The 18,359-nt window shown below is 39.7% G+C and carries 20 protein-coding genes; 7 read left to right on the forward strand and 13 right to left on the reverse strand.

Annotated features, from left to right (window positions below; all coding sequences use genetic code 11):
- Positions 1-50: 50 nt before the first annotated feature.
- From KW850_RS15445 to lsrF, 4 genes are read left to right on the forward strand one after another with little or no spacing between them, the layout of a single operon-like run.
- Positions 51-1,019, forward strand: coding sequence for a sugar-binding transcriptional regulator (locus tag KW850_RS15445; RefSeq protein ID WP_218348479.1), 969 nt, complete (start codon positions 51-53; stop codon positions 1,017-1,019).
- Positions 997-2,562: an autoinducer-2 kinase gene (gene lsrK / locus KW850_RS15450; protein WP_218348480.1), complete on the forward strand. Its 1,566-nt coding sequence runs from the start codon at positions 997-999 to the stop codon at positions 2,560-2,562. The genes KW850_RS15445 and lsrK overlap by 23 nt, the downstream gene beginning before the upstream one ends.
- Before the next feature lie 20 nt (positions 2,563-2,582).
- On the forward strand, positions 2,583-2,936 hold the full coding sequence (locus KW850_RS15455; protein ID WP_218348481.1) for a cupin domain-containing protein: 354 nt from the start codon (positions 2,583-2,585) through the stop codon (positions 2,934-2,936).
- 12 nt (positions 2,937-2,948) lie between these two features.
- Positions 2,949-3,740 carry a 3-hydroxy-5-phosphonooxypentane-2,4-dione thiolase gene (lsrF, locus tag KW850_RS15460; protein WP_218348482.1) on the forward strand — a complete coding sequence of 264 codons (792 nt, stop codon included), beginning with the start codon at positions 2,949-2,951 and terminating at the stop codon, positions 3,738-3,740.
- A 176-nt stretch (positions 3,741-3,916) separates the two neighbouring features.
- Here the strand turns inward: lsrF and KW850_RS15465 are convergent, their stop codons facing one another.
- The 10 genes from KW850_RS15465 to hemY form a co-directional block, all read right to left on the reverse strand.
- A complete protein-coding gene (locus KW850_RS15465) occupies positions 3,917-4,987 on the reverse strand; it encodes a sulfate/molybdate ABC transporter ATP-binding protein (RefSeq protein WP_218348483.1) in 1,071 nt (356 codons plus the stop codon).
- Position 4,988: 1 nt separating this feature from the next.
- Positions 4,989-5,879 (reverse strand): sulfate ABC transporter permease subunit CysW, encoded by an 891-nt coding sequence (gene cysW, locus KW850_RS15470; protein WP_218348484.1) that lies wholly within the window; start codon positions 5,877-5,879, stop codon positions 4,989-4,991.
- Positions 5,880-5,949: 70 nt separating this feature from the next.
- Positions 5,950-6,783, reverse strand: coding sequence for a sulfate ABC transporter permease subunit CysT (gene cysT, locus KW850_RS15475; RefSeq protein WP_218348485.1), 834 nt, complete (start codon positions 6,781-6,783; stop codon positions 5,950-5,952).
- An 84-nt stretch (positions 6,784-6,867) separates the two neighbouring features.
- Positions 6,868-7,938 (reverse strand): sulfate ABC transporter substrate-binding protein, encoded by a 1,071-nt coding sequence (locus KW850_RS15480; protein WP_218348486.1) that lies wholly within the window; start codon positions 7,936-7,938, stop codon positions 6,868-6,870.
- 348 nt (positions 7,939-8,286) lie between these two features.
- Positions 8,287-8,457 carry a YezD family protein gene (locus tag KW850_RS15485; protein ID WP_218348487.1) on the reverse strand — a complete coding sequence of 57 codons (171 nt, stop codon included), beginning with the start codon at positions 8,455-8,457 and terminating at the stop codon, positions 8,287-8,289.
- 303 nt (positions 8,458-8,760) lie between these two features.
- The gene (locus KW850_RS15490) at positions 8,761-9,264 is read right to left on the reverse strand and encodes a GNAT family N-acetyltransferase (RefSeq protein WP_218348488.1); all 504 of its coding nucleotides are present in this window, start codon (positions 9,262-9,264) and stop codon (positions 8,761-8,763) included.
- A 30-nt stretch (positions 9,265-9,294) separates the two neighbouring features.
- Positions 9,295-10,308 (reverse strand): glutathione S-transferase family protein, encoded by a 1,014-nt coding sequence (locus KW850_RS15495; RefSeq protein WP_218348489.1) that lies wholly within the window; start codon positions 10,306-10,308, stop codon positions 9,295-9,297.
- 224 nt (positions 10,309-10,532) lie between these two features.
- A complete protein-coding gene (locus tag KW850_RS15500; protein WP_218348490.1) occupies positions 10,533-11,780 on the reverse strand; it encodes a cation:dicarboxylate symporter family transporter in 1,248 nt (415 codons plus the stop codon).
- A gap of 387 nt (positions 11,781-12,167) precedes the next feature.
- The gene (locus tag KW850_RS15505) at positions 12,168-12,494 is read right to left on the reverse strand and encodes a hypothetical protein (protein WP_218348491.1); all 327 of its coding nucleotides are present in this window, start codon (positions 12,492-12,494) and stop codon (positions 12,168-12,170) included.
- Positions 12,495-12,605: 111 nt separating this feature from the next.
- Complete coding sequence (gene hemY / locus KW850_RS15510) at positions 12,606-14,012, reverse strand: protoporphyrinogen oxidase (RefSeq protein WP_218348492.1); 1,407 nt, start codon at positions 14,010-14,012, stop codon at positions 12,606-12,608.
- A gap of 508 nt (positions 14,013-14,520) precedes the next feature.
- Here hemY and KW850_RS15515 point away from each other — a divergent pair.
- On the forward strand, positions 14,521-15,351 hold the full coding sequence (locus KW850_RS15515; protein ID WP_218348493.1) for an alpha/beta fold hydrolase: 831 nt from the start codon (positions 14,521-14,523) through the stop codon (positions 15,349-15,351).
- A 22-nt stretch (positions 15,352-15,373) separates the two neighbouring features.
- Here the strand turns inward: KW850_RS15515 and KW850_RS15520 are convergent, their stop codons facing one another.
- The 3 genes from KW850_RS15520 to KW850_RS15530 form a co-directional block, all read right to left on the reverse strand.
- Positions 15,374-16,249: an NAD-dependent epimerase/dehydratase family protein gene (locus tag KW850_RS15520; RefSeq protein ID WP_218348494.1), complete on the reverse strand. Its 876-nt coding sequence runs from the start codon at positions 16,247-16,249 to the stop codon at positions 15,374-15,376.
- Between the two features lie 202 nt (positions 16,250-16,451).
- Positions 16,452-16,880: a DUF1801 domain-containing protein gene (locus KW850_RS15525; RefSeq protein WP_218348495.1), complete on the reverse strand. Its 429-nt coding sequence runs from the start codon at positions 16,878-16,880 to the stop codon at positions 16,452-16,454.
- Positions 16,881-17,027: 147 nt separating this feature from the next.
- Complete coding sequence (locus KW850_RS15530; RefSeq protein WP_218348496.1) at positions 17,028-17,216, reverse strand: hypothetical protein; 189 nt, start codon at positions 17,214-17,216, stop codon at positions 17,028-17,030.
- A 155-nt stretch (positions 17,217-17,371) separates the two neighbouring features.
- Between KW850_RS15530 and KW850_RS15535 the strand changes: the two genes are divergently transcribed.
- On the forward strand, positions 17,372-17,947 hold the full coding sequence (locus KW850_RS15535; protein WP_218348608.1) for an HAD hydrolase-like protein: 576 nt from the start codon (positions 17,372-17,374) through the stop codon (positions 17,945-17,947).
- A gap of 112 nt (positions 17,948-18,059) precedes the next feature.
- Entirely contained in the window at positions 18,060-18,341 is a 282-nt protein-coding gene (locus KW850_RS15540) for a YggT family protein (RefSeq protein WP_218348497.1), read from the forward strand.
- Positions 18,342-18,359: the final 18 nt, after the last annotated feature.

Genomic DNA, 18,359 nt, shown 5'->3' on the forward strand with positions numbered 1-18,359 from the left:
AGTTAAACATTTGTCTACGAGATGATTATTTGTTGAAAGGTTGATCAAATATGACAAACAACGATATCTATACTGAAAACCTCCTAGTCAAGGTCGCCTGGTATTACTATAAGGATAATCTCACACAAACAGAGATTTCCGATTTATTAAATCTATCCAGAAATAAAGTCGTGCGTTTACTCGAACGTGCACGATCAGAAAATATTGTACAATTTCATATTAAAGGACCTGGTGTAAATTGTTTAGAAATTGAAAAGGATCTCATTGATTCATTTAAGATTGATCATGCCTTTGTTATTCCAACTCCTAAAGATAATCTTAGCCAGTCTTTATCTAAAGCCGCTGCACAATTCCTTGAAAGCAATATTTCTACTAATGACTTAGTAGGGTTTGGATGGGGTGAAGCTGTCTCACGAACGATTGAAGCATTAACTATTGATCCTGCAATTGAAATTTCGATGGTAACCCTAACAGGTGGTGTTAACTACTATTTTCAAAAGCGGGATTATTCATCTGAAAGTGGTCTTGATAAATTCAAGGGCGGGATTCATGTTATCCCCGCACCGTTTCTAGCATCAACAGAAGCTATGGCAAAGAATATGTTATCAGAACCATCTGTCAGTAACATACTCGACCTTGCCAGTCTTTCTAATCATGTGGTGGTAGGAATAGGGGGCCTTTCTAACGCTTCTACGATTATTAAGGAAGAAAAGATGACTCTTAATGAATTAATCTACATTAAAAATCAAAATGCGGTGGGTGATATTTTAGGTCAATTTTTTGATGCTCAAGGGAACATTCTTGATTTACCACATCATAATCGCGTTATTGGCACCCAGCTTAGTACCCTAAAAAAGTTACATAATGTCATCGGAGTTGCAGGTGGTGCCCTTAAAGTCGATGCCATTTATGGTGCTTTAAAAGGAGGTTATATCGATACAATTATTACAGATGAAGAAACTGCTACAGCTTTATTAAAAAAGGAGGTTGCATTGAATGGAGTACATCCTAGTATTTGATGCAGGGACAGGAAGTGTAAGAGCTGTTCTCTTTGATAAAACTGGCAGGCAGGTTGCCACATCCCAATTTGAATGGACACATCTGGAAGACCCACGTTTTCCAGGTTCCATGGACTTTGATTTCAGGAAAAATTGGGAAGTTATCCAAACCTGTATATCTCAGGTACTTACTCAGTCTTGTATCGACCCCAAAGATATAAAAGCTATAAGTGCAACAAGTATGCGTGAAGGATTTGTCCTATACGATACAAATGGTAGAGAACTATGGGCATGCGCCAATGTGGATGCCCGCGCAATGGAAGAAGCGAAAGATCTAAAAAATAATGACCCTGAGCTTGAAAAAAAGCTATATGAATTATCGGGACAAACGTTTGCTTTGGGTGCTCTTCCCCGCCTTCTTTGGATAAAAAACAAACAACCTGAAGTCTACGAACAAATTTCCTACTTAACTATGATAAACGATTGGATCCTCTATAAACTCACAAACAAACTTCAAGTAGACCCTTCCAACGGCTGTACAACAGGACTTTTTGATTTAAAAAATCGAGCTTGGACCCCTGCAATTGCTGAAGCTTGTCATCTAAAAAGCAATATTTTTCCACCAGTTAATGAAGCCGGAGAACTGCTTGGAGTCATACCAGAGTCCATCGCATCTTTTACCGGGCTTGCTGTAGGAACCCCTGTCATTAGCGGTGGAGGTGATGCCCAGCTGGCAGCTGTCGGAGTGGGTGCGATTAAGGATGGTCAAACCTTTATTTGCGGTGGCAGCTTCTGGCAGCAGGAAATTAATATTAAGGCACCGATTGTAGATACAAATAATCGGGTTCGTGTTAACTGCCACGCTATCCCTGAACTTTGGCAAATCGAAACGATCGCCTTCTTCCCTGGACTTGTCATGAGATGGTTTAGAGATGCCTTTTGTGAAACAGAGAAGCTCGAGGCCGCACAAACAGGGAAAGATACTTATGAAATTCTTGAAGAAAAAGCAAAAGATGTCCCTGTAGGATCAAATGGAATTATCCCTATTTTCTCAGATGTCATGGATTATATCTCATGGAGACATGCATCCCCCTCCTTTTTAAACCTCACCTTAGACCCTAACAAAACCGGAAAAAAAGAAATTTTCAAATCAATTCAAGAAAATGCCGCACTCGTTTCCTATGGTAATTTAAAACTTGTTGAAGAGGTTACGGGGCACTATCCGACTGAAGCTATATTTGCAGGAGGAGGTTCGAAAGGTAAGCTTTGGAGCCAAACACTAGCCGATGTGCTCGGAATTCCTGTAAAAGTCCCTGTTGAAAAAGAAGCAGCAGCACTTGGTACAGCCATTATGGCAGGACTTGGTGTTGGTTTATTCCCCAGCCTAGAATCCGCAATTACTGAATTCGTGAAATGGGAAAGAATTCACTATCCTAACCAAGAAAACCACCAAAAATATCTCTCAATCTACGAAAACTGGCGTAATGTTTATAGCGAACAACTTAAATTGGCTGATTCAGGCAAGACAAATCATATGTGGATTGCACCTGGGTTAACCATATAATTTGAAAGGGGGTGAAACAATTGTTTCACACAAGTGAAGAAAATAATGAATATCGTTATGGCAGCCATGGACCAAAATACTTAACAAAAGGACCAAACGTTGATATTGGTGTTGTTCTTTTAAAACCAGGTGATGATCACGATAATCACTATCATACAACTTGCGAAGAAATCTTCTATATTCTTGAGGGAGAAATAGATATTTATATAAATGGTCAACCTGTCCACGTTAAACCCGGTGATATGCTTCAGGTGAGACCTATGGAAGCACACTACTTAAAAAATACGAATACCATTGATTTTAAAGCGGTGTTTATAAAGTCACCACATATAAGTGAAAGAGATTCAGTTATCGTTGAAAATCCAATAATCTAGGAGTGAAAGCAAATGAATTGGGGATTTAAAAATAGAATGAATCAAATATTACCAAATGGAAGGGCTGTTATGTTAGCCATTGACCACGGCTATTTTCTAGGCCCTATCCATGGTCTAGAAAAACCTGGTGAGACAGTTAAGAATCTGTTACCACATACAGACTCATTATTTGTTACACGAGGTACGCTTGATTCCTGTATTCCAGAAAGCGTAAGTAAACCAATGCTCTTAAGAGTTTCAGGAGGCCCAAGCGTTTTAAGCGACCTTTCCAATGAACGAATTGTAACTCCAATAAAAGAAGCCATTCGACATAATGTTGTCGGTGTAGGCGTATCTATTTTTATAGGGTCTCAATATGAAACTCAAACGGTTAATAACTTAGCGAATGTGGTGACTGAATCACATGAATATGGCATCCCAGTTCTAGCTATTACAGCCGTTGGAAAGGAATTAGAAAAGCGTGATGCCAGATTCCTTGGCTTAGCCTCACGTATTGCGGCCGAAATGGGGGCAGATATTGTTAAAACGTATTATTGCGAGGATTTCGAAAAGGTAACTAGCACATGCCCAGTACCAATCGTTATCGCAGGAGGGCCAAAATTAGATACTATTAAAGATGCTCTTGACCTTACTTATAACGCGATGCAACAAGGTGCCGCCGGGGTTGATATGGGCCGAAATATCTGGCAATCGGAATATCCTGAAGCAATGATTCGCGCGATAAACGGGATTGTCCATAAAAATTTAGATGTCAAAGAAGCATTAGAATTATATTCACAGCTTACACAGACTAAAGTATATTGAATCATAAGTAGAAATCTCCATCCACGCCGCTCACATTCCATTGTGAGTGATACTTCATAGAATGCTAATAATAGCCATATCATCAGGATCTTTCTTCCATTCATACCCTTTCATTCGAAACCATCAATTCTACAAATTTTTTAGGGCGAACAGGAATAAATCCTGTTCGCCCTATTTTAAATAGTATAATCCTCAGGGATAAAAACCTTTAATTGTTTCGGTTTTACAAACACTTCTTCTCCTGTTTTTAGATTGAGACTTCGAAATTGCTCCTTTCTTAATTCCACTTCCAAATAATCACCATTATCCTTCCGAATCAATTCGAGTTGGACGGCAGCTCCCACCAAATGAATATAATTAATTTTTGCAGAAACTGAATCCAGGCTTGCTTCTCTTTCGATACTTATATCATGCGGGCGAACATAACCAACTGCCTCGGTATTCTGTGTCCCCGAAAATTCCGGGGCATCGACTTCAAAATTACCGTGCCGTAATTTCCCGTTATGCAGGCGCCCTTTAAACAAATTCACATTTCCTAAAAAGTGATACACAAAAGGACTGTTCGGGTTTTCATAAACTTCCTCTGGTGTGCCGATTTGTTCGATCTTTCCTTCATTCATTACGACCACTCGATCGGCAACGTCCAGCGCCTCCTCTTGATCATGTGTCACAAAAATGCTCGTAATCTGGTAATCATCATGAAGCTTTCTTAACCATCTGCGAAGGTCTTTTCGGACCTTGGCATCTAAAGCCCCAAATGGTTCATCTAACAGCAGAACCTTGGGCTCAACTGCTAATGCCCGTGCTAATGCCACCCGCTGCCGTTGACCTCCAGACAAATGGGATGGATACCTATCGGCAAAGGCCTCTAGTTTTACTAGCTTTAGTAATTCCATAACTTTATCTTTTATTTCATTTTTAGAAGGGCGTGTTTTTCTTGGCCGCACTTTTAATCCATAAGCAACATTATCAAAAACAGTCATATGACGAAACAAGGCATAATGCTGAAATACAAATCCTACTTTCCGTTCCTTTGTACTGATATAAGTGATGTCTTCTTCCCCAAACAGAATCGCGCCTTGATTGGCAGCTTCTAAGCCTGCAATAATCCTGAGCAGCGATGTTTTCCCAGAACCGGACGGACCAAGCAGGGCAACGAGTTCCCCCGTTTGAATATCAAGATTAATTTGATCAAGGGCTTGGAAGTTTCCAAATGATTTTGAGATATTTTGGATTTGTATGCTCATCTTAATGCGCTCCTTCTTCAGATTCAAATGACTTTCTGGCTTTCCACTCAATTACATTTTTTACAATGAGCGTGATGATGGCGAACAATGACATTAAGGAAGCCACTGCAAAGGCAGCGGAAAATTGATATTCATTGTATAAAATTTCGATATGGAGCGGCATCGTATTGGTCAATCCGCGGATATGTCCCGAAACAACCGAAACGGCCCCAAACTCACCAATTGCACGAGCACTGCAGAGGATTATCCCATATAATAGTCCCCATTTAATATTTGGCAAAGTCACCAAAAGGAATGTCTTCCAGCCGCTCGCTCCCAGCGTCAAAGATGCTTCCTCATCGGACGTCCCCTGTGTTTGCATTAAGGGAATCAGCTCCCGGGCGACAAAAGGCAGCGTCACTAAAAGCGTCGCCAATGCAATTCCGGGTACCGCGAAGATGATTTTGATATTATGATCGATTAACCATTGTCCAAATAAGCCATGGGCACTAAATAATAGAACAAACACCAATCCAGCAATGACTGGGGAGATGGCAAATGGCAAATCAATAATCGTAATTAATAGACTTTTCCCCTTAAAATTGAACTTGGTAACCGCCCAGGCCGCTGCCACACCAAAGATGGCATTAAGCGGTACCGTAATTAGGGTAATAATCAGTGTCAACTTAATAGCCGATAACGCGTCTGGATTGCTAATCGCCTCAAGAAAAACTGCTGCGCCTTTATCAAAGGCTTTAATAAAAATGGCAACCAGTGGTAATACCAAAAACAAGCCCAAAAACGCTAATGCGAGTGTGATGAGTGCCCAACGGATGAATCGCGGTTCTGAATTGTGTGTTGTCGTTAGAGGCTGTGTACTTGTTGAGTATTGGATTGGAACATTTCCAGCCATAGTTACCTCCCTCTGAACTAAAAGTAGATTTAATTGCGAATCGGATAAATCTCCTCTAAAACAAGGAAATCTAAATAAACTTCCGATTCGTCCACCACTGCAATACGTTAATAATAAGAAGAATGGTAAACGAAAAAATCAGCATGACTGCTGCAATCGCTGTTGCTCCGGCATAATCATATTGTTCTAGTTTCGTCATGATTAGTAGTGGGGTGATTTCTGTCCGCATTGGCATATTTCCAGCAATAAAGACCACCGAGCCGTATTCACCGAGGGCCCTGGCGAAGGCTATCGCGAAACCTGTTAACGCTGCCGGCAGTATTTCTGGAAAAATAACTTTTACAAATGTTTGCATCCGGTTTGCCCCTAAACTAGCGGACGCTTCTTCTATTTCTTTATCCAAGCTTTGCAGTACGGGTTGTACGGTTCGCACGACAAAGGGCAGCCCGATAAACGTTAATGCCAGCGTAATCCCGAGCGGAGTAAACGCCACCTTAAAACTTAAAAGCTGTCCGACCCAGCCGTTTTCCGTATACAACGTTGTTAATGCGATCCCGGCAATCGCTGTCGGTAAGGCAAACGGCAAATCAACTAGTCCATCGATGATTCGGCGGCCTGGAAAATGATAACGGACCAGCACCCATGCGATTAATACGCCAAAAATAACATTAATAACTGCGGCGGAAAAGGCGGCACCAAAGCTCAATTTGTAGGAGGCCACCACCCTCGGATCTGAAATCGTCCCCCAAATTTTTGACCACTCGACAGTCACAGAATTAATAAAGATCATGGATAATGGCAAAATGACAAGGATGCTTATATAAAACATCGTAAACCCTAACGACAGGCCGAATCCCGGCAGCACACTATTTCTTTTCATTTTTAAACTTGCTAATCGAGCCATGAGGTTGACCCCTTCCAGATAATATACATGTAGGGCGCCTTCCATCATACTTGATGGAGGACACCCGTCTAACTGAACTACTTCTTATGGCTGATAAATCTGATCAAACGTCCCGCCATCACTAAAGTGCGTTTCTTGTGCTTTTTTCCATCCGCCAAAATCTTTGTCAATTGTGACTAAATTAATTTTTGGAAAGACATCTGCATACTTGTCAAGAATCGCTTGATTACGCGGGCGATAATAATTCTTAGCGATAATTTCCTGTCCTACATCACTGTATAAATAATTCAAATAGGCCTCAGCTACCTCTTTCGTTCCCTTTTTCTCGACGTTCTTATCGACCACGGCAACTGGCGGTTCAGCCAGAATACTTATGGATGGGACGACAATCTCAAACTTGTCTTTTCCTAATTCATTAAGAGTTAAGAAGGCTTCATTCTCCCATGCTATTAAAACATCACCAATGCCTCGTTCAACGAAAGTAGTTGTTGCCCCGCGTGCACCAGAATCTAAAACTTCAACATTTTTATATAGTTGGCTCATAAATTTCTTAATTTTCGTTTCATCACCATTGAATTTATCTTTTGCATACGCCCAAGCAGCTAAGTAATTCCATCGGGCACCACCTGATGTCTTTGGGTTTGGGGTAATGACGGAAGTCCCCTTTTTCGTTAAATCATCCCAATCCTTAATCCCCTTTGGATTCCCTTTTTTCACTAGAAACACAATGGTTGACGTATATGGTGTCGAATTATCCTTCAGATTCTTTTGCCAATCCTTTGAAAGCAAGCCGCCAAGATTAGCGATTTCATCAATGTCATAAGCTAATGCCAATGTCACCACATCTGCCTCAAGCCCATCAATAACAGCACGGCCTTGTTTCCCAGAACCACCATGTGATTGTTGAATTGTCACCTTTTGCCCTGTTTTATTTTCCCAATACTTAGCGAATTCTCCGTTAAACTCTTCATAAAGTTCTCTGGTTGGGTCATATGAGACATTTAATAATTGAACAGGTTCTTTCGTTTTTGCGGTTTCCTGTTTGGTTCCTCCATCCTTTTTCTCAGAGCTTTGGTTACTTGCTTGACTGCCGCATCCGGCCAAAATAAGAGCGATTAGAATGAGTACTGTTGTAAATTTGTAAGCTAATTTCATTTGTCATTTCCTCCTTTTTTTAAACAAAAAGCTGTGTTAGACCTTGCCGTTGATTTCCGCTTCAGGCGCGTGCGGTTCGCGGGTGGTCCGGGGAGCCTCCTCCCACAGGAGTCTTCGCGCCTTCCTCTCCAATCAACTTGGCTTTAAAATCAACAATGACCTTTAACACAGATAAATAAAAAAGACTACCTATTTTAGCGCTATTCCATACAAATTAGTGGCTGCGTTTCGGTCTTACGATAAGACTCGTCACAGCTTTGCTCATCTATTGGAAAGTCTAGAAAAATAAGTAGCCTTCAGTGGACTGATCGGCTATACGTTTAAAAATAAACCCTATAATAAGTGTGGTCACTTTTGTTCTTTAGGGGTGTACTTTTTTTGTTGGGCAAATCGAGTTTTCTCCGTTTTATCAATTTGGGTAATGGTGCCGTCATGAACGGTTATGACAACAGAACCGTACTCGATTCCTTTTAGTATTGATAGAATATAATTCGCTTTTGCTGAATCTATAATTGCCATCGTATCATCCTCTCTTAATCTCCTAATTTCACATAAGAATACTTGGTTTTATGGTAAAAAAAGATTTCAATGACGGACAACAATGCGGACTCCACTTACTAATCGGAGAATTCATGATCAGTCTCCCTTCTAATAAAAAAGCCTATACCCCTATCTAACTAAGAGTATAAGCCTTTGGTTTTCCAATCAGCTTGATATTCAATTAATCTCTCGTTTTAAATCTATTTGAATTATTTACATTTTATTCTGACTTTTCCTACCTGTCAAGTGGGTTTTTAAAAATTATCTGATTGGAACTAATTTTCATTCAAAAGTAAGTCGAAACGCTTTCACAATGATACCGTCATTCGCAGGTTCAAAGTCAAATTGCGGTAAACGTTCAAAACCAAGATGTTCATAAAGCCTCATCGCACTTTTCATAAAATCCGCGGTATGCAGGCCGACCGATTGAAATCCTTGCTGTTTTGCCCGCCTTATACATTCAGTAATCAACGCAGCTGCTACCCCTTTACCTCGAGCCTGTCGTGTTACTGCAAGCATTCGGATTTCGGGAAAATCCAGTTCATCTACCAATCCTTCGTAAGCATCCGTTTTGGCTGGAAATAACGCCACACTGCCCACGATTTCCCCATCAATCTCCGCCACTATTCGTGCCACCTCTGCCTGCAAATCTGCTTCTGACGAGATACCTTGTTTAAGGGCGTTCCAGTGTTCTCCAGGTATATTCTCTGCATGTTCTTCATAGGCCTGAACTCTTTGTTCTCGAATGAATGGTAACTCATTTACTTCAGCATCACGAATAATCATTTCTCCACCTGCCTCTAGTCTGTATTTCTCTCAATGTATTAAAAATTTTTCATTGTTATGACTCAGCACTTGTCGATGATGTTCTGAAGTTAAACCAGATAGATCTGGCCCCTTGGGCAAAATCGTATATCCCTTCTGATCATCACTTGCGATATGATTCGATAAATGATAATGCCGTTTAATTGCATCGAAATCAGTCGTATCACCAAATCCAGGTGTTTGATAAAGATCTCTTAAATAGCCCCATAGATTCGGAAAATCGACAATTCGGTTTCGATTTGTCTTAAAGGCAGAATAATACGCAGCATCGAAGCGGACTAATGTAGCATATAACCGCACATCGGAATCGGTAATAAAATCTCCAAATAAGAAGCGTTCTGTCGACAGACGCTCTTCTAATTTATCTAATCTTGCAAATAAAGTATCATAAGCTTGTTCGTAGGACTCTTGTGATTGGGCAAACCCACATTTATAGACACCATTGTTGACATCATGGAATATGACCTCATTTAAAGCGTCAATCTCGGCACGTAATTGCTCAGGATACAAATCAGGTGCCTGTTCTTTGTGCAAAGGGGCCCAGACTGTTTCAAGGTAGTTCGTTAATTGAAAATAATCATTATTTACAACCTTTTGCTCCTTAACATCGACGATAACCGGCACAGTTGGTCTGCCAGAATAATCCGCTGTTGTTTTTATATAAATTTCACTCATATACCTGATTCCTAAGATGGGGTCTACGCCTCCCTCATCTAATGAAAACTCCCAATCTACATGGGGAAGTTTGGGACGCATGGGACTAGCTGTGCCCAGACTGATTGCTTCTTCTAACCCAAGAATTCTCCGCACAATAACCGATCGGTGGGCCCATGGACAAACAGCAGACCATAATAATCGATAACGCCCCGCTTCAATTGGAAGATCCCCCTCGTTTTGACCGAAAGGTGTCGTAAATCGATTTTTTTGACGATTAAACGAACCATCCGCTGTAATTTCATTAACGGCATTAGAAGCCTTATTTATTCCCTGTTCATGTTGTGACATGGAATGATCCCCTCTCACTTTTATACCATTGCATACTTGAGTTTTTCAATCGGTTTAATCTATTTTAGTCTGTAAAACTTTTATTCGTCAATGGTATTACCTGACTTTATCTAAAATTCAGAATTCAATATATAGGAAAATAACGATTCCCTAATAAGCGCTATCAACGAATCTTGACTTAAAAAAGGACATCTCCCAGGAGGAAGATGTCCTTTTGTTCACTATTATGCGACCTTTTGTTCTTGATAATCTTTAAGCTTATGGCCTTCCCATTTGGTAATAACAATCGCTGCTAAAGAGTTTCCGACGATGTTAACACAAGTACGTGCCATATCTAGAATTCGATCAATACCGGCAATAAATGCTAGTCCCTCTACAGGGATTCCTACGCTTCCTAACGTTGCAAGAAGAACAACAAACGATACGCCAGGAACCCCAGCAATTCCTTTTGAGGTTAACATCAATACAAGAACTAAGGTAATTTGATCCATAATACTCATATCAATTCCATACATTTGCGCAATAAACAAAGCGGCAATTGCTTGGTAAAGTGTTGACCCATCGAGATTAAAGGAATATCCCGTTGGAATAACAAACGATGTAATTGCCTTAGGACAGCCTAATTTCTCCATTTTTTCCATGATTTTTGGAAGAACTGTTTCAGAACTGGCCGTCGTGTAGCCTAAAATTAATTCATCTTTTAAATATTTAATGAGACGGATAATGTTAAATCCAGCAATTTTTGCCACTAATCCAAGAACGACAAGAATAAAGAAAATCATTGATCCGTATACAACAAGGACCAATTTACCTAGTGGAATTAATGAGGTAACTCCAAATTTCGAAACAGTAACACCTATTAACGCAAACACACCGAATGGCGCTAATTTCATAATTTGGTTAGTGACATAGAACATGGCATCTGCCGTTCCCCTGAAGAAATTGAGAATCGGGATCCCTTTTTCTCCAATTGCAGCCACTCCAAGCCCAAACATGACGGAAAAGAAAATGATTGGCAGCATTTCCCCGTTTGCGATTGACTGAATGATATTCGTAGGAACGATATTTACAAAAGTATCAATCATGGAATGAGATTCTGTTTGTTCCGCTGTGCTTACATAGCTATTAATATCTGTTTTGGCAAGTTTCGATTTATCTACGCCAGCTCCTGGTTGAAACACGTTCGCTGCAAGCAGGCCGACAATAATCGCAATCGTGGTAATGATTTCAAAATAAAGCAAAGTTTTTCCGCCAAGTTTTCCAAGAGACTTCATGTCGCCTACGCCAGCAACACCTACAATCAGGCTGGAAATAACAATTGGAACAACAATCATTTTTATTAAACGAATAAATATATCGCCAATTGGCTGGAGGTAGCTTGCCACATGTGGATTACCATAAAAAACTGCACCGACAATAATACCGAGTGCCAGCCCAATGAATATCTGCCATGCTAAACTAATCTTCTTCATTTGCATTTCTCCTTTTTAAAAAATAAAAGTTGATTTATAAAGTGATAATTTCTCTCAATTATATAGTACTCATAATTAATATTAATTATTTTTCTCTCTCATAACAACCTATTTTTATTTGGGAAATACTTTCATTTTAGATATCAGAATAATAATAATCCTTATTTACCAAGACTTCACGCCTACTAATTGTTTTGTTTTACATTCAAAAATTTTGTCATCAACTGGACAAATCTACTATCAATATAATCAAATAAATTTAAAAGCTTTTAACATTGCTTATACAAAGAGTAACTAAAAAGTATTTTAAAATAAAAAAATAGAGAGGAAATATTCCTCCCCATCCATTTGAGACCATTACGTACAGATGTACTGCAAACCCGCTTCTTATGCCTTTTTCCAGATATCTGCATACTTCTTCTTATATTTTGGATCGTCAACTTTTTCAATTAATTCCAAGGCGATGTTCTTTAGTTCCTCGTCCTTACTTACATCATATAATTCCCTCATGCCCTGTAGAATATTAGACCGAATCAACTTGATGTTCTTTTCATCAACGCCATGGGTAAATCGGTTCACAAAATGTTTAATTACCATCTCTTTTTGTTCTTGACCGGAAAGACCTATTTTCCAAAGAGACTGAAGAGTATGCCTAGCGGTGACAAATTTTTTATCATAGGTCATTTCCCAAACGGAAGGAAAGTCTACTAGCATCCAAAAATGCTAAATACTTTTGATAAATCAATTATATCTTCTACGCTTGCATAGGGAAAACTTCACACAAAAAAAGAACAGGATTATAAAATATCCTGCTCGATTTATATCCTATTTTAAATACGCTAACACCTTTTTCACTGCTGCTTCACCTTGGTCAATGCAGTCAGGGATACCAACACCTTCATAGGGACCTCCAGCTAGAAAAACGCCTGGCAGTTCCTTAGCAAGTGATTCCTTTACGTTCTTTAACCGTTCCAGATGCCCGACATTGTATTGCGGCATCGCCTTTTTCCACCTTGTAATAACATGAAACATCGGCTTTTCCGTTATATTCATGGTTTTATTTAAATCTCGTAACGCAATGTTAATAATCTCTTCGTCTGATAAATCCACCGCAGCTTGATCATCTGGTTTTCCCACATAACAACGTAACAATGCCATATCCTTCGGTGTCGTCCCAGGCCATTTCTTATGTGTCCACGTACAGGCTGTTATTCTAAAGTCACTGTTTCTTGACACTAAAAAACCTGTTCCTTCAATATCCTGTTTAATTGCCGACTTTGGAAATGCCATTGCCACATTGGCTACAGAATAGGACGGCATATCATCGAAGGTGTCCATGAACCGATAATCAGAAAGTATATGTTGGGCATGGATGTGTTCAGTTGTAATGACCACGCTGTCTGCCCTTTCAACCCTTCCATCGGCGAAGGTAATCTTATAGGAACCTTGATCTTTGATGATTTTGTCCACTGGGCTTCCTTTCCTAACCGTTCCCTCATCCAGCCGTTTGACGACTTCGTCCACTAACGCTTCCAGTCCGGTTGACAAGGAGATAAACATTCCTTTTTTTGATGGTACTTTTTTCGCAGACTTTGGTGGGGCAGGCATTGTTTTTTTCAAACCAAGCACCAAGCTTCGATGTTTTTGTTCCATTTGATAGAACATCGGAAACAATGACATTAAACTTAAGCGGTCAATATCCCCTGCATATATCCCTGACAACAATGGATCGATTAAGTTATCCACGATTTCATTTCCTAACCGTCTCCGGAAAAACTCGCCTAGCGATTGGTCGGACTTTACTTTTCCTCTTGGTAAAATAAAATCACCAGCCGCTCTTAATTTTCCTAGTGGAGAAAAGAGTCCCGAGAGCGCAAATGGTGTCACCTGAGTTGGAATCCCCATAAAAGCCCCCTCAGGCATCGAGTGGATCCTTCCTCTGGCGTAAATATAAGATTTTCCTGCTGTATTGGAGACCACTTTGTCTTCAAGACCGACTTCCTTAATCAATTTAAGCGCACTCGCTTTTCGTGCCAAAATGGAATCGGGGCCTTTTTCAATTATGAAACCGTCCTTTTTCGCAGTCTGAATTACACCACCAAATCGGTCACTCGCTTCAAATAGCTTAACTTCAAGCGGCAGCGCTTGCTCCTTGATTTCCTTTTGCAGGTAATAGGCTGTTGCTAACCCCGTAATCCCTCCGCCGATAATGACTACTTTCTTTTTCTCCATTGTAGAAACCAGCTCCAGTAAATGATTGTTATTTAAAAATTCTTAGATGAATTCATTTGCTCATAATTTCACATATATATATTTTTATTAAAGGAGAGCGCGTTCCATTCTCCTACATTGTTCATTGTAATCTATTTAAGGATGAAAAAAGTGAAGATTTATAAGTTGTACTAAAATGTTCACGAAGTATTAGCCTAGCTATCGATGAATAGCTTAGTTATGAATGGTTTATTCCTTTTTATAAGGCTAAGTTAATTTGACTGTTGATTTTCGCTCCATGCGCTCAGCGCCGCGCGGGCGGTCAGGAGCCTCCTCGTCGCTTGAGAGATGAGCGGGGTCTCCCTTGACCCGCTTTTCCCGCAGGACATCGAATAAGCTTCGGTCGAGTCAACACCGCACGATGGAAATGCTACAGCATTTTCGAGGATCTCGCGCCTTCACTTCAAATCAACATAATGGCAAAATCAACAATGGGCTTTAACAAAGCCTTTTGTAAGGAGGGATTGAAATGGGGTACTTTGTAAAAGTTGCCTCTCATGTGAAAATTTATATAGAAGATATTAATCCCAAAAGTAGTAAGACCATCCTCTTTGTCCATGGCTGGCCAGCTAATCATAAATTATTTGAATATCAGTTTAATGTCCTGCCTGCGATGGGGTATCGTTGTATTGGGATAGATCTTAGGGGATTTGGCAAGTCCGATAAACCATGGGAAGGCTACTCCTACGACAGATTAGCCGATGATATTCGCCAAATAGTAAAAGCACTTCGTTTACAAAACTTCACGCTTGCCGGTCATTCTGTAGGTGGTGCGATTGCTATCAGATATATGGGACGCCATAATGGCTATGGCGTTTCGAAATTAGCCCTTTTTGGGGCAGCGGCTCCTAGTTTTATCAAGCGGCCCGGCTTCCCATTTGGGTTAGAGACAAAGGATGTCAATGCCCTATTGGGGCAGACCTATAACGATCGCCCTGAAATGCTTGCTGACTTCACCAACATGTTCTTTTATCGGGCTCTCACGAAACCTTTCTCAGATTGGTTCTTTCAATTAGGCCTTGAAGCTGCAGGGCATTCGACAGCAGGCTTGCTCGTTTCCTTACGAGATGAAACCTTATTTGCTGATATCAAGAGAATTCAAGTCCCGACATTGATTCTTCATGGAAAACATGATCAAATTTGTTTGCCGCCGCTCGGCTCCGTCCTGCATCAAGGAATCATGAATTCGAAGCTTGTCTGGTTCGAGCATAGTGGTCACGGTTTGTTCTGGGAAGAACAGAAAAAGTTCACACAGGAATTGGCCAATTTCATCGGTAAAAAAGCGCTTTCCACTTTATAAGTGGGAAGCGCTTTTTTTAGACTTATTCCTGTTTATAGAAATCAATGAATCGATTTAATAATGGATTCAATGATGTAAATTTGTACCCCAATGATGTCGCTCGACTCGTATCTACTGACCATGATCCTGGTAGATTGTATGGAGAGGGGTCTCCCTCTAATTGTATGATTGCTTTTGTTTCAGTACGGGCTTCAATTAACGTCACTATTTCACTTAAACTAATATCATCACTGGAACCTGGATTAATGGCTCCTTGATATTCTGATTTTGCGATCGTTGATAAAAACTTTGCTGCTTCCTCCGAATCTATAAAACTATATCTAAAATCAGGATGTTCAATATACATGGCTTTTTCATTTTTTACATGATCAACGTGGAATTTCAGCCGCTCCGTATAATCATCTTTCCCAATAATAATCGGAAAGCGGACAGCCACTACTGGGACTTTTGCTTGTTGAAAAAGAATCGCTTCAGCAGCTCGTTTGGCTTCCTGGTAACCTACATAACCGACGTACTCTCGTCTGCCTTTTAATGTTGGAGTAAATTCTAAGGGATTAAAGTTTTCTTCCTTGTGGTTGGTACCAAATTCATAGACGGCCTGACTGGAAGTAAACACGTATTTCTGGACTTTTCCTTCTAATGCCTTCAGTGTATCAAGAGCTTCTTGAGAAGAATAACAGGTTTGATCATAAACAACGTCCCAACTTTTATCTTGAAAAGCAAGTGTATAGGAATCACTATCTTCACGACTGATTTTTAATCTAGATACTTGATCACCAAAGGAATCAGCGGTTATACCTCTAGTCGCGATGGTCACTTCGATTCCTTCCTCTAATAATAATTGGACTAGCCTTTTACCAACAAACTGTGTTCCCCCAAGTATTAAAGCAGATTTCATGGAAATCCCCCTCTTTGGTTATATGTATTGAATAAGTAGCTCATTCGTTTACCGGAAGTGCTCTTTTTTTCTACTTTCGGTCAATGAAACGCTCTTTCATTTACCTTGAGAGCTCTTTTTTTCTCTTCAAGGTCAATGAAACGCTCTTTCATTTACCGTGAGAGCTCTTTTTCCCCTTCGCGGTCAATAGATCTTATTCGTTTCATTCCGAACTTGGATAGGTTTTTTGTAAAAATTCCACCGACACGGTAATCAATTCTTTTAAGACAGCAGCATCGATATCAGCTACCTTATTGATATATACACACGCTTTTCCAGTCGTATATTTCCCAAATCTCTTAAGCAGCTCCTCACGCTTCGTCTCCCCAGGGGCAAAATACAAACTAATTTTTGCTTTGCGGGGTGAAAATCCAACTAAAGGGGCATCTCCTTCATGACCTGAATCATATTTATAATGATAGGAACCGAATCCAATAATACTCGGGCCCCACATCTTTGCCTCATATCCTGTCGTTTCCGTAAAAATATCTATTAATTTATAGGCATCCTCGCGTTTTTTCGGGTTGTCGACGTTTTCAATAAACTCAATCACACTGTTATCGGTTTCTTTTGTTTTTTGCTGATAGCTCATTTTTTCACTCCTATCGGTTAAATTTAAAGAGTTTAACTACATTATTGGTAAAAAGAGCAAATGACAGACATCTTTTAATTTATACTCTTTCTTTCTTGATTTTCCTGCTTATTGTTACTATTTTTGTAATCAAAAAGGAGAGTATCTCTACTCTCCTTCTTCTACAACAATAATATATCCATGTTGTTGCGGACCGTCCTCATATACTTCCCGAGAGACTATGTAATAGTTTTCTTTCGTTTCATCCGTAATGACCAATTCACTTGGACTTTTGTCAACGGCTGCCGCTTCTAAGCTAAAATACGGTAATCCCAGTGTTGAACTATCAAATGGCATTTTTATCCCTCATTTCTATCTATTAACATGTGCATTCCTAATGTAAAGTATAACAAATTTTCCACTTTCAATGTGCCTAATGATTTTTCTTTATTTTCAACTTATGGTACTCTCTTAAAAGAAAAAGCAAATCGTATCTGAAAAGAGGGATTATTATTAACGTATTATGGGATTTCGATGGAACCCTTTTTGATACCTATCCAGCACTTGTCTCTGGATTCATTAAATTAAGCCAACAAGATCTGGACCGCGATGAGGTTCTGAAATGGCTAAAAATTGATTCCAAAACAGCCTTTAAACATTATGGTATTGATGAGAAGCAGAGACTTGAGTATCAAACCTTACATAACTATTATTCAAAAACGGAAAGCCAGCCGTTTGAACACTTAGCGGAAGCATTATCAGCGGTCGATACCAATATTATTGTGACACATCGTGATAAGGAATCCACCATTTTTCTACTTGAAAAATATCAATTAGCTCCATACTTCAAAGACATTGTTTCCGTTGAGGAACAAGGGTTTACCAGAAAACCACACGTTTCCTCCTATGAATATGTTTTAAAGAGCTACCAGATTGATTTGGTCGTCGGAGACCGCGATTTAGACTTAATTCCCGCACGAAAATTAACTATTAAAACATGTGCCTTTCAAAATCGAAACATCGAAGCTGATTTTCATATCGATAGCTATGCAGATTTTATCCCAGAAGTCCTTAACCACCTTCGCTAAATACTGCAACTCAATAATTTTTTGAAACCTTTTTCTATTTAAACCGTATAAGTAAATATAAGTAGGAAGATTAAATCGATTAAAAAAATTATAATAGAACGGAAGATCTATATTGAGCTCTACTATTTTATTAATTGGACAATATGCATTTGAGATTTATTATTGGTTAATTTTAATCTCTATCTTTGGTTCATGGTTTCCTCAGTTTCAAGCATCCAAACTTGGAATCTGGGTTGCTAAGCTGGTTGAACCTTATTTAGGATTGTTCAGAAAGTTTATCCCCCCTCTTGGTCCTATTGATTTTTCACCGATCATCGCATTAGTTGCCTTTAGATTCATCAGGCAATTTGCATTAGAAGGTCTACGTCAATCATTGAATGTCCTTGGGGCCTAAATGCAATCAAAAAAGGAG

Source organism: Bacillus sp. sid0103 (assembly GCF_019219025.1).

What these genes read in the sequence shown, in the direction of transcription:
- KW850_RS15445 (WP_218348479.1), top strand. Translation starts at nt 51, where the DNA reads ATGACAAACAACGATATCTATACTGAAAACCTCCTAGTCAAGGTCGCC.
- lsrK (WP_218348480.1), top strand. Translation starts at nt 997, where the DNA reads ATGGAGTACATCCTAGTATTTGATGCAGGGACAGGAAGTGTAAGAGCT.
- lsrF (WP_218348482.1), top strand. Translation starts at nt 2,949, where the DNA reads ATGAATTGGGGATTTAAAAATAGAATGAATCAAATATTACCAAATGGA.
- KW850_RS15465 (WP_218348483.1), bottom strand. Translation starts at nt 4,987, where the DNA reads ATGAGCATACAAATCCAAAATATCTCAAAATCATTTGGAAACTTCCAA.
- cysW (WP_218348484.1), bottom strand. Translation starts at nt 5,879, where the DNA reads ATGGCTGGAAATGTTCCAATCCAATACTCAACAAGTACACAGCCTCTA.
- cysT (WP_218348485.1), bottom strand. Translation starts at nt 6,783, where the DNA reads ATGGCTCGATTAGCAAGTTTAAAAATGAAAAGAAATAGTGTGCTGCCG.
- KW850_RS15480 (WP_218348486.1), bottom strand. Translation starts at nt 7,938, where the DNA reads ATGAAATTAGCTTACAAATTTACAACAGTACTCATTCTAATCGCTCTT.
- KW850_RS15485 (WP_218348487.1), bottom strand. Translation starts at nt 8,457, where the DNA reads ATGGCAATTATAGATTCAGCAAAAGCGAATTATATTCTATCAATACTA.
- KW850_RS15490 (WP_218348488.1), bottom strand. Translation starts at nt 9,264, where the DNA reads ATGATTATTCGTGATGCTGAAGTAAATGAGTTACCATTCATTCGAGAA.
- KW850_RS15495 (WP_218348489.1), bottom strand. Translation starts at nt 10,308, where the DNA reads ATGTCACAACATGAACAGGGAATAAATAAGGCTTCTAATGCCGTTAAT.
- KW850_RS15500 (WP_218348490.1), bottom strand. Translation starts at nt 11,780, where the DNA reads ATGAAGAAGATTAGTTTAGCATGGCAGATATTCATTGGGCTGGCACTC.
- KW850_RS15505 (WP_218348491.1), bottom strand. Translation starts at nt 12,494, where the DNA reads ATGCTAGTAGACTTTCCTTCCGTTTGGGAAATGACCTATGATAAAAAA.
- hemY (WP_218348492.1), bottom strand. Translation starts at nt 14,012, where the DNA reads ATGGAGAAAAAGAAAGTAGTCATTATCGGCGGAGGGATTACGGGGTTA.
- KW850_RS15515 (WP_218348493.1), top strand. Translation starts at nt 14,521, where the DNA reads ATGGGGTACTTTGTAAAAGTTGCCTCTCATGTGAAAATTTATATAGAA.
- KW850_RS15520 (WP_218348494.1), bottom strand. Translation starts at nt 16,249, where the DNA reads ATGAAATCTGCTTTAATACTTGGGGGAACACAGTTTGTTGGTAAAAGG.
- KW850_RS15525 (WP_218348495.1), bottom strand. Translation starts at nt 16,880, where the DNA reads ATGAGCTATCAGCAAAAAACAAAAGAAACCGATAACAGTGTGATTGAG.
- KW850_RS15530 (WP_218348496.1), bottom strand. Translation starts at nt 17,216, where the DNA reads ATGCCATTTGATAGTTCAACACTGGGATTACCGTATTTTAGCTTAGAA.